At 66.9% G+C, this 14,450-nt stretch carries 11 protein-coding genes; 1 reads left to right on the plus strand and 10 read right to left on the minus strand.

Annotation, left to right across the window (positions count from 1 at the left end; all coding sequences use genetic code 11):
* Position 1: 1 nt before the first annotated feature.
* From GLS40_RS11745 to GLS40_RS11765, 5 genes are all read right to left on the minus strand, one after another.
* Positions 2-1,045: a tartrate dehydrogenase gene (locus tag GLS40_RS11745; protein WP_160382920.1), complete on the minus strand. Its 1,044-nt coding sequence runs from the start codon at positions 1,043-1,045 to the stop codon at positions 2-4.
* A 14-nt stretch (positions 1,046-1,059) separates the two neighbouring features.
* Positions 1,060-1,608, minus strand: coding sequence for an aldehyde dehydrogenase family protein (locus tag GLS40_RS11750; RefSeq protein WP_160382921.1), 549 nt, complete (start codon positions 1,606-1,608; stop codon positions 1,060-1,062).
* 360 nt (positions 1,609-1,968) lie between these two features.
* On the minus strand, positions 1,969-3,957 hold the full coding sequence (locus GLS40_RS11755) for a hydantoinase B/oxoprolinase family protein (protein WP_160382922.1): 1,989 nt from the start codon (positions 3,955-3,957) through the stop codon (positions 1,969-1,971).
* Between the two features lie 3 nt (positions 3,958-3,960).
* Positions 3,961-6,003, minus strand: coding sequence for a hydantoinase/oxoprolinase family protein (locus tag GLS40_RS11760; protein ID WP_160382923.1), 2,043 nt, complete (start codon positions 6,001-6,003; stop codon positions 3,961-3,963).
* A gap of 395 nt (positions 6,004-6,398) precedes the next feature.
* A complete protein-coding gene (locus tag GLS40_RS11765; RefSeq protein WP_160382924.1) occupies positions 6,399-7,724 on the minus strand; it encodes an NAD(P)/FAD-dependent oxidoreductase in 1,326 nt (441 codons plus the stop codon).
* Between the two features lie 162 nt (positions 7,725-7,886).
* On the opposite strand from GLS40_RS11765, the gene GLS40_RS11770 reads away from it, so the two are divergent.
* Positions 7,887-8,381 (plus strand): Lrp/AsnC family transcriptional regulator, encoded by a 495-nt coding sequence (locus GLS40_RS11770; RefSeq protein WP_160382925.1) that lies wholly within the window; start codon positions 7,887-7,889, stop codon positions 8,379-8,381.
* A 58-nt stretch (positions 8,382-8,439) separates the two neighbouring features.
* Here the strand turns inward: GLS40_RS11770 and GLS40_RS11775 are convergent, their stop codons facing one another.
* From GLS40_RS11775 to GLS40_RS11795, 5 genes are all read right to left on the minus strand, one after another.
* Positions 8,440-10,104, minus strand: coding sequence for an ABC transporter ATP-binding protein (locus tag GLS40_RS11775; protein ID WP_160382926.1), 1,665 nt, complete (start codon positions 10,102-10,104; stop codon positions 8,440-8,442).
* Positions 10,104-10,973 (minus strand): ABC transporter permease, encoded by an 870-nt coding sequence (locus GLS40_RS11780; protein WP_160382927.1) that lies wholly within the window; start codon positions 10,971-10,973, stop codon positions 10,104-10,106. The genes GLS40_RS11775 and GLS40_RS11780 overlap by 1 nt, the downstream gene beginning before the upstream one ends.
* Complete coding sequence (locus tag GLS40_RS11785) at positions 10,970-11,929, minus strand: ABC transporter permease (RefSeq protein ID WP_160382928.1); 960 nt, start codon at positions 11,927-11,929, stop codon at positions 10,970-10,972. The genes GLS40_RS11780 and GLS40_RS11785 overlap by 4 nt, the downstream gene beginning before the upstream one ends.
* A gap of 94 nt (positions 11,930-12,023) precedes the next feature.
* Positions 12,024-13,634, minus strand: coding sequence for an ABC transporter substrate-binding protein (locus tag GLS40_RS11790; RefSeq protein WP_160382929.1), 1,611 nt, complete (start codon positions 13,632-13,634; stop codon positions 12,024-12,026).
* Between the two features lie 81 nt (positions 13,635-13,715).
* Positions 13,716-14,447, minus strand: coding sequence for an HAD-IA family hydrolase (locus GLS40_RS11795; protein ID WP_160382930.1), 732 nt, complete (start codon positions 14,445-14,447; stop codon positions 13,716-13,718).
* Positions 14,448-14,450 lie beyond the last annotated feature (3 nt).

Below are 14,450 nucleotides of genomic sequence, written 5' to 3' on the forward strand. Positions count from 1 at the left end.
CTCAGGCCTCCAGTGCGGCGACGACAGCCGCCTTGATTTCTGCGGTGGTGTTCAGGCCCGGGCGGATGCCGATGCCCTGCGCCGTCGCTGCCTCGATGGCGGCCAGCACGGCGGCAGAGGTCTCGGCCTCGCCCAGGTGGTCGAGCATCTGCGCCACCGACCAGATCGCGGCAATCGGGTTGGCGACGTTCTTGCCGGCGATATCGGGGGCAGAGCCATGCACCGGTTCGAACATCGAGGGGGCCGAACGGTCCGGGTTGATATTGGCCGAGGCGGCAAAGCCCAGGCCGCCCTGGATCGCCGCGCCGAGGTCGGTGAGGATGTCGCCAAAGAGGTTCGAGGCGACCACCACATCCAGATCCTGCGGCGCCATCACCATCTTGGCGGCCATGGCGTCGATATGCATGTGGCTGACGGTGACGTCCGGGTATTCGGCGGCCAGCGTGCGCGTCACCTCGTCCCAGAACACCATCGAATATTTCTGCGCGTTGGATTTGGTGACGGAGGTCAGGTGCTTGCGCCGTGCGCGGGCCTGTTCGAAGCCAAAGCGCAGGATGCGCTCCACCCCTTTGCGGGTGAAGACCGAGGTTTCCACCGCCACCTCGTTGTCGCTGCCCCGATGCACCCGGCCACCGGCGCCGGAATATTCGCCTTCGGTGTTCTCGCGGATGCAGAGGATGTCGAAACCCTGCGCCTTCAACGGCCCCTCGACCCCGGCCAGCAGCCGGTGCGGGCGGATGTTGGCATATTGGTCGAACGCCTGGCGGATCGGCAGCAGCAGCCCGTGCAGCGACACCGAGTCAGGCACCGTCGCAGGCCAGCCCACGGCACCAAGGAAGATCGCATCGAAACCGCGCAGCGTCTCGATCCCGTCCGCGGGCATCATCACGCCGTGTTCGAGGTAATAGGCGCAGGACCAGGGAAAGGCGGTCGTCTCGACGGCAAAGCGGCCCCTGGCGGCGGCGCTCAGAACCTCCATCGCGGCACTGGTGACGTCAACGCCGATCCCGTCACCGGGGATGAGGGCAAGGTTATAGGTCTTCATGACAGGTTCCCATTTCACAGATCGATCAATACGAATGTGCTGCGCCGGTTCGCCGGATAGGCCGCGCGACCAAGGTCCTTGCCCGGCCCCGAGGCTTTACGGCCTCCGGTCGGCAGGATGTGATCGCGCGAGCGGCCTTGGCGGCTGACCCGGACGGTGCCGGCCTCAAGCCGCCGCGACTGGCGCAGCGCGCGGCTGGCGTCGCGGGGGCAGAACCCGGCGGCCGGACCATAGGTCGGGTGCGCGGCAGACGCCATGGCCTCCGCCTCGCCGGTGAAGGTGAGCAAGGTGGCGACGGGGCCAAAAATGTCCTCGGTCATCGCCGGATTGTCCCGGATGACACCGGCAACCAGCGCCGGCTGGCCCAAGCCGCCCGCGCGTGCGAAGGGCGCACCGCCGCAAGGAGTCCCTGCCCCCTGCCCGGCGGCGGCCTGCATGGCGGCATCGGCACGGGGGATTGCCCCGATGCGCTGACCGGCGGAGGGCACGATCGCCGCTTTGCCCGCCACATGGCGACCGGCGGGCAAATGGCCCTGGGGCAGCGGGATGTCGGCGCCGGGCATCGGGCTCTCCTGTTGGTTCCTGCCGGCAATCTGCCCGCCCGCGCCCGGCCAAAGCTGCCGAATGCCGGGCTGCGGCAGAATTCTCTGCGGGATGCGACGTGCTGGCAGATTATTCTGCCTCGCACTCCGCAGCCGCGTTCAGCCCTGCGCCGATCGGCGCGGGCCGCCTTGTCCACCGCCAGAAGATGCCCGCCGGGCAGGCTCCGACGATCAGCACACGGGTCATGCGGCCTCTCCGGCTGCACCGGGCCAGAGCCCCGCATCAGGCGCGCTGCGCAGCCGCATCCCCGCGCCGGGCGGCGTTGAACAGGCCCGCAGACCTGCGGGCGGTCTCGGCCAGCCGGACGAGCCGTCCTTCCGTCATTCGGCCGCTTCGGCGTGGCGCGCCGGGCGCGGCAGATCCGGGAAACGCGCGCAGGTCGCCTCGAAGGCCGCCTCCACCGCCGCGGCACCGCTGCCTTCGATCCGGCGAAAGATCTCGGTCTTGGTAAAGAAGCGCCAATGGATCGGCAGCGCGGCGAGGATTTCGGTCAGCCGGTCATAGGCTTCTGCGGTCCAGCGGGCCTCGTAGCCCTCACGCTCGGGTCCGTAGTGGAAGAAGGCCGTTCCCGGGGCTGGCATCGCGGCACGCGCCCTGGCGGTGGCGTCTTCGTCGACCTCGCCATCCGTCAGGATCACGCCATAGTCACGCGCCGCGGCCTCTTTCGAGACATAGCCCCGCGCCACGTCGCGGGCGACGCGCCAGGGCTCGCGCTCCAGCGGGTTGCCGCGCCCGCCGCCGCCTGCCGAGCGGACTTCGAGCACGTCGCCGGGTTGCAGGATCGCGGTGTCCTTGGATCCCATGCGGCGCTCCTCCGGGGTGCCGGGATTCACCACCATGTCGGCGAGCCCCGCGGCCCTGCCCCCGCCCGTGCCCCAGGGGCGAAAGAACGACCGGTCCCGGTTGCGCGCGGTGATGCGGCTGTCGGGGGTGAAGACGCGAAAGGCCATTTCGGTCGCCAGGCCGCCGCGCCAGCGCCCGGCGCCGCCAGTGTCCCGCGCCAGCCCGTATTTGACGAATTCCACCGGCACCTCGGTTTCCGTGATCTCGATCGGCGTGTTCTTGAGATAGGCCGCATCCGCACCCGAGCCGTTGGTGCCGTCGCGATGCGGCATGCCGCCGCCGCCGCCAACCACCGGGTTCACCGCCGCGATCACCGTCTTCTGGGACCGTTCGTCGCGGGTCATCACGTTGACGATGCAGTTGTTGCCAGCCGGCGCGGCGGGCATCCGGTCGGGGATCGCCTGCACGAAGGCACCGAAGATCACCGAACGCAGACGCGCGCAGGTGAGCGAGCGCATGCCGACCGCGGCGGGCGAGACCGGGTTCAGCACCGTGCCTTCGGGCGTGATGCAGGTGAAGGGCCGGGTAAGGCCGGTGTTCAGCAGGATGCGCGGGTTCAGCGTGTAGAGCACGTAATAGACCCCGACGAGCAGGATCGTGTGGCGCGGATCGCCGCCCGAGGGCACGTTGAGCGAGGAGGCCAGCTGCGGGTCGGAGCCGGTGAAATCGAGCACCGCCTCGTCGCCGTGAATACGCAGCGTGAGCTTCAGGCGGCAGGGGTTGGCCTCGTCGCTGTCCTCGTCGGCGTAGTCGGCAAAGACATAGGTCCCGTCGGGGATCTCCGACAGGATCGCGCGGGCCTGCGCCTCGGCCTGCTCCTTCAGCGCGGCGACGCCCGAGAGGAAACCCTGGTGGCCGAAACGCTCGATCATCGCATGCACCTTGCGCTCTCCGGTGCCGAGGGCGCCGACCAGCGCCTTGATGTCGCCCACGTTCAGCGCGGGCTTGCGCACGTTGGTCGACATGATCCGCATGATCTGTTCGTCAAACACCCCTTCGCGGACCAGCTTCATCGGCGGAAAACGGATGCCCTCCTGATGGATTTCGGTCAGCGAGCGCGAGAGCGAGGCAGGCACCGCGCCGCCCATGTCGGTGTTGTGGATATGCCCGCCGGTCCAGGCGACGATCTCGCCTTGCGAAAACACCGGCTTCCAGAGGTGGGTGTCGGGCGCATGGGTGGCGACATGGCCGGAATAGGGATCGTTGGTAAAGGCGACGTCGCCGGGGCGGTACTCTTCCTCGACCAAATTGATCGCGCGCCCGTAGGTGAGGCCCGGATACCAGGTCGCGCCCAGCTCCATCGGCACGGCAAAGGTGTCGCCGCCCCGGTCCATCAGCATGACGGTGAAATCCTGCGTCTCCTTGACGAAGGCGGAATGGGCGGTGCGGTGCAGCGTGTGGGCCATGTTCTCGGCCGCCGCGCGGGCGTGGTTGGCAAGCACCTGAAGGGTCATCTTGTCGAACATGGATCAGGCCTCGAACTGCAGGTGGATGTTGAGATTGCCGTCGACCCGGGCGCGGGCGCCTGCGGGAATGGCAAATGTGGTGTCTTCCTGCGCCACGATGGCGGGACCGTCGAAGGTGGTGCCGGCGGCCAGCGCCACGCGGCTGTGCAGCGGCACCGGGCGCCAGGTGCCGATATGCACCTGCACCTCACGCGTCTCGCCCGCCTCGACATGGGCCAGCTCGGTGAGGTCGGGCTTGGGCCCCGCACCGATGGCCGAGAGACGCAGGTTCACCAACTCGATCCGGCCCTCAGGGTCGTTGAAATCGTAGATGCGGCGGTGCGCGGCGTGAAAGGCTTCGGTCAGCTTGGCAAGATCGGACAGCCAGTCGGGCTCCAGCGCCACCTCGATCTCGTAGCTCTGCCCGGCGTAGCGCATGTCGGCGGACAGCTTCAGCTCGACGGCGCCCGCATGGCCCTGCGCCGCGAGCCAGGCCTTGCCCTCGGCGGCGAGCGCTTGGAAGTGCGCGCGCAACAGCGGCAGGCGCGCCGCGTCCAGATCGGCAAAAACCGTGCGGATGAAGTCGCCCTTGAGGTCGGCCACCAGCCCGCCGAGCGCCGAGACGACGCCGGGACGGCGCGGCGCGATGACACGCGGCATGCCCAGTTCCTTGGCGAGGAAGGCGCCCAGCATCGGGCCGCCGCCGCCAAAGGGCATCAGCGCGAAATCCCGCAGGTCGATCCCGGCGCGGGACGACAGCTTTTCGACCTCCACGAACAGTTCCGAGATCGCGATGTCGAGGATCGCCTGGGCGGTCGCCTCAACCTCGCGGCCAAGCTGCGCGGCCAGGCCCCCCACGGCCTCGCGCGCCAGATCCAGCCGCATGTCGAGCTGGCCATAGGCCATTTCCGAATGGCCCAGCCAGCCGCAGACGACCATCGCGTCGGTGATCGTGGCCCGGGTGCCGCCACGCCCGTAACAGGCCGGTCCGGGGATCGACCCGGCGCTTTCCGGGCCGACGCGCAGCATTCCATGTTCGTCGACCGAGGCGATGGAGCCGCCGCCGATGCCGATCGAACTGACCGAGACCGAGGGGATGTGCAGCGGGAACTCTCCCACCAGCTCATCCGAACCGAACTGGACCTCGCCGTCGATGATCAGCGCGAAATCCGCCGAGGTGCCGCCGATGTCAAGCGTCAGGATACGGCTTTCGCCCGCCTGCCGCGCTAGCCAGGCCGCGCCGATCACACCCGAGGCGGTGCCCGACAGCAGCATCGACACACAGTCGCGGCGGCCCTCGCCGGCGGTCATCACGCCGCCGTTGGACTTGGTCAGCATGGCGCGGGCCGGGACGCCCTGCGCGGTCAGCCGGGCCTCCAGCGCCCCCAGGTAGCCCGAGACGCGCGGATGGACATAACCGTTCAGGATCGCGGTCGAAGTGCGTTCGTACTCGCGGATCACCGGCCAGACCTCGGAGGAGGTAAAGACGAAGAGTTCAGGCGCGATAGTCTCGATTTCCTGCCGGATCGCGGCCTCTTGCGCGCTGTCGCGCCAGGCGTGCAGAAGCGCGACGATGATGCCCTGCGCCCCCGCCGCCCTGGCCTGTGCGACCGCCTCGGCCACTGCGCCCTCGGGCGCATCGGTCCGCCGTCCGTCGGCGCGCATCCGCACCGGCAGGCCAAAGATCATGTCGCGCGGCACCAGCGGATCGGGGCGGTTGCAGAACAGCGAATACATGTCGGGCATGCGCAGGCGGGCCAGTTCGATCACGTCCTCGAACCCGGCGTTGGTGAACATCGCCAGCCTCGCGCCATTGCGCTGGATGACGGTGTTGATACCCACCGTGGTGCCATGCACGAAGCGGCTCACCGCCGCCGGATCCAGCCCCTCGCGCGCGGCCAGCAGGTCCAGCCCGGTGCCAAGCTCGGCCCCCGGATCGTCCGGCGTGGTCAGAACCTTGAGCGAGGCGATTCGCCCCGAACGGGTTTCGAGCGCGCAGAAATCCATGAAGGTGCCGCCGATATCGACACCGATCTTCCAGTCCTCAGCACTCAGTTGGCCATCCATGGGTCATCGCCTTTCGTTCCGCCTGCCCCAGTCGAGCAGAGCAGAGCGCGGCGGTCCAAGTCGAATGACGCCTCATCCTATAAGTCGATCCTATAGTCTGACCAGAATCCGGGGCAAGAGCAGCCCGATCAGCCTGCGCATCAGCCTAGAGGCCCGCGTCACTGCGATGAAGCCACCGGACAGACCGGCCCGCATGCGGCGCTCCATAGGCTATGCTTATGCCATAACCCATTTCCCGTCTTTGACCTTGGGGCCTGTGCCGGATCTCCTTGGCACGACGGAAAGGACCTTTGGTGCAGGGGATCGGGCACGGCGCCGGGTTGATGGGCAGTGCGACGGCGTTCTTTCCTGCGCGTCTGGTCGAGCGCGGCAATGTCACCGTTCGCGGCGTGCGCTCAAAACTTTGCCACCTTGCCCCATTGCGCCATGTCGAACCGGCTGAGGCGATAATGCGCTGTTTCCGTGATCGGCGGGCGGCCGGTCAGCATGTCGGCCACCAGGTGCCCGACCCCCGGACCGATGCCGAAGCCATGCCCCGAAAGCCCCGCCGCCAGGGTCAGGCCAGGCAGGCCGATGGCGCTGTCAATCACCGGCACGCCGTCGGGCGTGCTGTCGATATAGCCCGCCCATTTGGCCTGGACCGGCAGATCGCGCAGCGCCGGCAGCAGCTTGCGGGCGCGGGACAGGGTCTCGCCCACCAGGCGCGGAGAGGGCCTGGGGTCGAGGATGCGCATACGCTCCATCGGGGTTTCGCGGTCCAGCGCCCAGATTTTGCGGGTTTCGAAACCCGCCCGCCAGCCCTGCAGCCCACCCGGAGAAAGCGCGCGCCAGCGTTTGGCGAACATCGGCAGGAAGTGCTTTGCCCCCCGTATCGCCCCCGGCGTGGGGTCGAGATGGCTGCGCCCCGAGATCGCCAGCGTATGGGCCCCGTCGCCGCGCCGGGTGATCGACACGGCCGCAGTGTGCAGCGCCGGTGGCAGCCCCTCGGCGCCGGGCGCCACCGACAGGATCGAACTGCGCACCGCGGCCTGCGGGAAGACGATGCCCGACTGATGCAGGAAGCTCGCCGCCCAGGCCCCGCCGGCCAGCACGACCTGGGTCGTCCGCACGGTGCCCTGTTCGGTGATCACGGCGGACACCGCGCCGCCCGAGGTCTCGATACCCCGGGCCGCGCAATTCTGAATGACCGTTCCGCCGTGCTTGACGACGCCCCTGGCGATGATCGGCGCGGCGCGCATCGGATCGGCGATGCCGTCGCTGGGCGACCAGACGCCGCCCGCCCAGTGCTGCGCCGTGGCTGCGCCGCGCTCGGTGGCCTCTGCCGCGCTCAGCATCCGGGTGTCGACCCCCTCGCCGCGGGCGAAACGGCCCCAGTTGGCCCAGCCTTCGATCTCGGCGGCGTCATTGGACAGGTACAGCAACCCGCAGCGGCGGAATCCCAGATCCTCGCCGATGTCCTCGGCCATCTCTTCCCACAGGTCCAGACTGCGGGTTGCCAGCGGCAGTTCGCGCGCGTCCCGGTTCTGCTGGCGGCACCAGCCCCAGTTGCGGCTCGACTGTTCGGCGCCGATGCGCCCCTTTTCCAGCAGCAGCACCGTCAACCCGGCCCGCGCCAGCCAATAGGCCGCGCTGGTGCCGACGATGCCCGCGCCGATCACAACGCAATCGGCGGTCTGGGGCAGCGCGCTCTGGGTCTCGATATGCAGCAAGGGGGCGGTCATGGTCTTCTCCTGTGGTCCCGCCATCTTTTACGATGTCGCCGCCAGAGGCATCTGCCGGAACACGGACCCGTCACGGCATTTCCTGTCGAATGCCGTTGACTTTGGGATGGCTGCGTCCTTCACAGGATCCACGCGGCACGCGGATTCCGAAGGAAAGGCCCCATGACCAGCAGGTACAAGCTCGACCGGATCGACCTGAAAATTCTTGCCGAGTTGCAGCGCAATGGCCGGATCACCAATGTCGAGCTGGCCGATCTGGTGCATCTGTCGCCCTCGCCCTGCCTGATGCGGGTCAAGAAACTGCAAAAGGCCGGCTATATCAGCGGCTATGCGGCGCAGATCGACATGGCCAAGCTGGGCGAGACGCTGACCGTCTTTACGGAATTCACGCTCAGCAACCACCGCCAGATCGATTTCGCCCGCTTCCAGGAGGCGCTGGAAAAGGTCGAATGCTGCGTCGAATGCCACCTGGTGTCCGGCGGCTACGACTATCTTGCGAAATTTGTGACCGCTTCGATTTCCGATTACCAGACGATCATCGAGGGGCTGATCGACCGCAACGTCGGGATCGACAAGTATTTCAGCTTCGTCGTGATGAAGACGCCGTTTTCCAAGACCCAGATGCCGCTGACCCACCTCTTCGCCGACAAGATCTGAGCCGCTCGCGCAGCGTCTCTATCCGGCGCCTTCGGGTCGATTTCCGCGGGCTGTCGCGTCAGCGGTTGGCGAACTGGGCAACCAGTTCAGGATCCTGTTCCAGCCCCGCCAGCCAGCCGGTGTCGAGCTTGGGAACCGAGGACACCAGCAGCCGCGAATAGGGATGTTCGGCTTCGGTGGACATGCGCGCCGCCGGCAGCGCCTCGACCACCTCGCCCTTGTACATCACCAGCACGTCGTCGCAGATCGCCTCGACCGTGGACAGGTCATGGCTGATGAACATGTAGCTCAGCCCCAGCTCGCGCTGCAGCTCCTTGAGCAGTTCGAGGATCGCGGCGGCCACCACGGTGTCGAGCGCCGAGGTGATCTCGTCGCACAGGATCAGCTCGGGGCTGGCGGCCAGGGCCCGGGCCAGGTTGACCCGCTGCTTCTGCCCGCCGGAGAGCTCTCCCGGCAGCCTGTGGCGCAGGGCGGCGGGAAGCTTGACCATGTCCAGCAGTTCGATGACCCGCGCCTCGCGCGCCGCACCGCGCAGCCCGTCGTAAAAGGTCAGGGGCCGGGCAAGAATGGTGCTGATGGAATGCGCCGGGTTCAGCGCGGTATCGGCCAGCTGGAACACGATCTGGGCGCGGCGCAGTTCCTCTTTCGAGCGGTTGCGCAGGTCAGGGGTCAGCTGGATACCGTCGAGCATGACGGAGCCGCTATAGGCCGGCAGGATTCCGGCGATGGCCCGCGCCAGGGTCGACTTGCCCGAGCCGGACTCGCCGATCACGCCAAGATTGCGGCCCCGCTCCAGCTTGAAACTCACGTCCTTGAGGATCTTGGCATGGGGCACGCCGCCCCTCACCGGCCCGTAGCCCGCGCAGAGATCAGCCACTTCGAGCACCACCTTGGGCTTGGCCGCCTGAAGCGGCAGCCCCTGGGGCTGGTGCGGCACCGGCTCGAAGGCGGCGATAAGCTGCTTGGTATAGGCATGCCTGGGCGCGCTCAGGATCTGATCGGCGCTGCCCACCTCCAGGATTTCCCCGCCCTTGAGCACGATGATCCGGTCGGCGATCTGCGCCACAACGGCAAGGTCGTGACTGACATAGACACCGGCCATGCCACCCTGTTTCATCACCGACTTGAAGACCCGCAGCACCTCGATCTGGGTGGTCACGTCCAGCGCCGTGGTCGGTTCGTCAAAGATCACCAGCTTGGGATCGCCAACCAGCGCCATGGCCGCCGAGAGGCGCTGCAGCTGCCCGCCCGACACCTCGTGCGGATAGCGCTGGCCGATGGTCTCGGCCTCCGGCAGGGCCAGGGCGCGGAACAGGTCCACCGCCTTCTTCTCGGCCTCGGCGCGCGGCATCAGGTCGTGGATGGCCGAGATCTCGGTCACCTGGTCCATGATCCGCTTGGAAGGGTTGAAGGCCGCCGCCGCCGATTGCGGCACATAGGACACCTCGGTCCCGCGCACCCTGGCGCGGGCCCACTCGCTCATGGCGGTGATATCGGATGTGTCCAGGCGGATCGTCCCGCCCTCGATGCTGCAACCGGTGCGGGTGTGCCCCATCAGCGACAGCGCGATGGTGGTCTTGCCCGACCCGGATTCGCCGATCAGCGCGACAATCTCGCCCGGCGCGATGTCAAAACTGACGCCCTTGATGATCTCGACCTTGCGGCCGGCATCGGTGACGGCGCCGATGCGCAGGTCTTTGACAGAGACGAGGGGCATGGTCATCATTCGCTCCTGTCGCGGATCTTGGTGGGCAGGTTGTCGATGAACATGTTCACCGAGATCGTCAGCGAGGCGATGGCGATGGAGGGGAAAATCACCGCCGGCGCGCCAAAGCTCAGCCCCTCGATATTCTCGCGCACCAGCGCGCCCCAGTCGGCATTGGGCGGCTGCACGCCAAGCCCGAGGAAGGACAGGCCCGACAGCACCAGCACGATGAAGACGAAGCGCAGGCCGAGGTCGGCCAGCACCGGGCCAAGGATGTTGGGAAAGATCTCGCGCAGGATCAGGTAGGGCGTGCTTTCGCCCCTGGCACGGGCGACGGTGACAAAATCCATCGTGTTGACGTTCACCGCCAACGCCCGGGCGAACCGGTAAGAGCCGGGCATGTAGATCGCCGTCAGCGTCAGGATCAGCACCGGGATGGACGAGCCGACGGCAGCCACCACGACAAGGCCGAAGAGCAGCGAGGGGATGCCGTTGAACGCATCCAGCAGCCGCGACAGGACCATGTCGAACCAGCCCCCCGCCACGGCGGCCACCATGCCGAGGATCACCCCCAGCGTGCAGGCCAGCGTCACCGCCGCAAGCGCGATGCCCACCGTGTAGCGCGAGCCCATCAGGATGCGCGAGAAGATGTCGCGCCCCAGATAGTCGGTCCCCATCCAGTAGTTGGCGGACATCGGGGTAAAGAAGTCATAGTCGACAATCTGGCCCGGCGGGTAGGGCGCCAGCCAGGGGCCGACCAGCGCGACCAGCGCCCAGAACAGGATGACGACAAGGCCGATGCGGCCGACCCAGTTGAAGCTCCAGCCCGGGCCCCTGGGGGGTGGCGTGGTCAGGGCGGCGGTGGTGTCGGTGTCTTCAGCCATCATCGACGCAGCCTTGGATTGGAGAGCAGGGCGATCACATCCGCCAGCGTGATCAGCGACAGGTAGCTGACGCAGAAGATCATCGCGCAGGACTGGATCAGCGGCAGATCACGGGTGCTTACGGCATCGACCATCAGCTTGGCGACGCCGGGGTAGTTGAAAATCGTCTCGACGATGATCGCCCCGCCGACCAGGTAGCTGAGCGACAGCGCCACGGCATTGGCAATCGGGCCGAGCGCATTCGGCAGGGCGTGGACCAGCACCATGCGCTTGCGCGACGCGCCTTTCAGCAGCGCCATCTCGACATAGGGGGTGTTGATCGTTTCGATCACCGCGGCACGGGTCATCCGGATCATCTGCGCCGAGATCACGCAGGACAGGGTGATCACCGGCATGGCATAGGCCTTGAGTATGGCCGAAAGAGAGCTGACATCGACACCGTAGCTGAGCGCCGGCAGCCAGCCGAGCCAGACGGCGAAGATCAGCACCGCCAGCGTCGCCACCATGAATTCGGGCACCGAGATCACCGAAATGGTCAGCATCGACACGATCCGGTCGAAGACCGAGCCGCGCCACATCGCGGCCCCGATGCCAAGGCTCAGCGCGATCGGAACCGAAACGACGGTGGTGACCCCGGCAAGCTTCAGCGAATTCACCAGCCGTCCCGAGATCAGCTCCACCACTTCGATATTGTTCACGTAGGAGGTGCCCAGATCGCCGCGCGCCAGCCCGATGAGCCAGCCGATGAAGCGGCTGAGCGCCGGTTCGTTCAGCCCCATCGCCTCGCGCAGACCGGCCACCGCTTCGGGCGTGGCGGCCTGGCCCAGCAGGATCTCGGCCACGTCGCCGGGCAGCATCTCGGTCGCGAAGAAGACGGCGAAGGAGACGATGACCAGCGTCAGCAGGGCGATGCCGAGCCGCTGTATCACGAGAAACCATGGCTGAAGCGACTGGGGCAACGGGGCACCTCTTTCCGCTGTTGGCGTGGATCTGCTGTGTGAAGTCTAGAAGACCGGGCCCGCATCTGTCACGCGGGCCCGGCATCCTTTCGGATCAGGCGTCGAGCCAGACGTATTCGGCGAAGGCATAGCCCATCATGCCGCCCAGCGGGTTGGGTTTGAGGCCGCCCAGCTTGGCCGTGAAGGCATCCATGTTGGAGATGTAGACCGGGATCGCGGTGCCGGCTTCGTTGGCCACCATCTCCTGCATCTCCCAATAGATCGCCTTGCGGCGCTCTTCGTCGAGCGCGCCGCGCGCCTCGACCAGCATCGAGTCGAACTTGTCGGACTTGTACTGGCTCTCGTTCCACGGCGCGTCCGAGGTATAGAGCAGCGAGAACAGGATGTCCGGCGTCGGGCGCGGGTTGATGTTGCCGAAATGGACCGGCGCCTTGAGCCAGTAGTTCGACCAGTAGCCGTCGGACGGCACGCGGTCCACCTTGAGGTTCATGCCGATCTCGCTGCCGGCCTGCTGCAGGATGGTGGCCATGTCCACCGAAGCCGTGGCGGCGTCGGAGGCGACAACCGGAATTTCCACGCCCAGAAGCCCGGCCTTGTCAAACAGCGACTTGGCGCGCTCGGGATCGAACTCGCGCGGCTTGATGTTGGGGTTGTGATAGCGGTTCGCGGGCGACACGGGCTGGTCGTTGGCGATTTCGGCAAAGCCGCGGAAGGCGGATTTCTGGATCGCTTCGCGGTTCAGCAGGTATTTCATGCCCTCGACAAAGCCGGCCTTGTCGCCGGGGTTCAGGTCAAGGCGCATGTTCAGGTTGGTGTAGTTGCCCGAGGTGCTGACCAGGGTCGCGACGGAGTCGTTGCCGTCAAGCTGGCGCGAAGAGCGCGGATTGACCGCGGCCGCGTAGTGGATGTCCCCCGAGAGCAGCGCGTTGACCCGGGCATTGTTGTCCGGGATCGCAAAGAATTCGAAGCTGTCGAGATAGGGGCCCTCGGCCTTGAAGTAGTTCGGGTTCTTGGTCGCGACAGAGCGCACGCCCGGCTCGAAGACCTCGCAGATGAAGGCGCCGGTGCCGTTGGCCTTGGAAAAATCCGTGGTGCCGTCGGCGATGATCATGAAGTGGTGCAGCGCCAGGATCGTCGGCAGGTCGGCATTGGGTGCCTGCAGCACGATCTTGGTGGTCAGGTCGTCCACCTTGGAAATCTCGGTCATCTGCTTGGCGATGGAGTTCACCTTGGAGCCGACGGACTCGTCGAGGTGACGTTTCAGCGAGAAGACCACATCGTCCGAGGACAGCGTCTTGCCGTCGTGGAACAGCACGCCGGGCTTCAGCTTCACTTCCCAGGTCTGCGCGTCGTCCGACGAAATGGTGTCGGCCAGTTCCATCTGCACCTGCCCGGCTTCGTCCAGGAAGGTCAGGCGGTTGTAGAAGGCACAGCAGCGCACGTAATCGGTGGAGAGCGACGCCTTGGCCGGATCCAGCGTGTCGGCGGTCGAGGACGACCAGCCGGCCGCCTTGAAGTTCCCGCCCATGACCGGGGTCGCGGCGACGGCGGCCGAAGCGCGCATCAGCAGCGAGCCGCCGGCAGCGGCGGCGATGCCCGAGGACATCAGCATTTTCAGCAGATCCCGGCGCGATGCACCGCGGCGGATCATGTGTTCGACCATCGCGTCGTCGCGTCCGGTCCAGTTGGTGGGGGTCTTTGTCATGTCAGTCTTCCCTGTTGTTATGAGTTGAGTGGTGGGCCCTGGCGGTCTTGCAGCCGCCTCGGGTGGTCTGGTGGGCGGGGCTCACGCGCCAAAGGCGTCGTCGGCCGCTCGGGCCAGGTCGATCAGCGCGTGATAGTGAAAATCGGGGGTGGTGAAGTCTTTCGGCTCGATGGTGCCGCCATAGCCCTGCTGCGCATGGCGGCGCTGGATCCAGGCGTTGGTCATGCCCAGCTGGCGAGAGATACCGATGTCGTGGTGCTGGCTTTGCGCGGTGTGCAGGATGTCGTGCTTGCTGCCGCCGTCGGCGGCGACAAAATCGAAGACCTGCCGGAAATACGCCGGGTCCGGCTTTTCGCAGCCCGTGTCATCGGTGGTGAAGCTCGCCCAGAAGGGGTTGCCCAGCTTGTCGGCATATTTGTCGAAGGCCCAGCGACGGGCATTGGTCATCGCGATCAGCTTGTAGCGCGCCCTGAGCCGGGCCAGCGCCTCGACGCTGTCGGCAAAGGGCCTGGCCTCGCCCACGCTGTCGATCATCAGTTGGCGGTACGCCTCGGTGTCGGGCAGGCCGAAGACCGCGGCAATCATGCTGTAGCAGCGGCCCAGATCGTCGGGGAACAGGCCCGCACCCGGCATGTAGCGGGCTTCGCGATAGATCGAAAGCGCCGACTCGCCGTCGATATCCACGCCCTCTTTCGCGGCGATTGCCGCCAGGCCGTCCTTGATCGCGCCCTCGAAGTCGATCAGCGTGCCGACCACGTCGAAGGTAACGTAGCTGAACGCAGTCAGCGGCTTCACGGCGGCGGTGGTCGACATCCA

Source organism: Pseudooceanicola pacificus (assembly GCF_009789075.1).
In the GTDB taxonomy this organism is placed as follows: domain Bacteria; phylum Pseudomonadota; class Alphaproteobacteria; order Rhodobacterales; family Rhodobacteraceae; genus Pseudooceanicola; species Pseudooceanicola pacificus.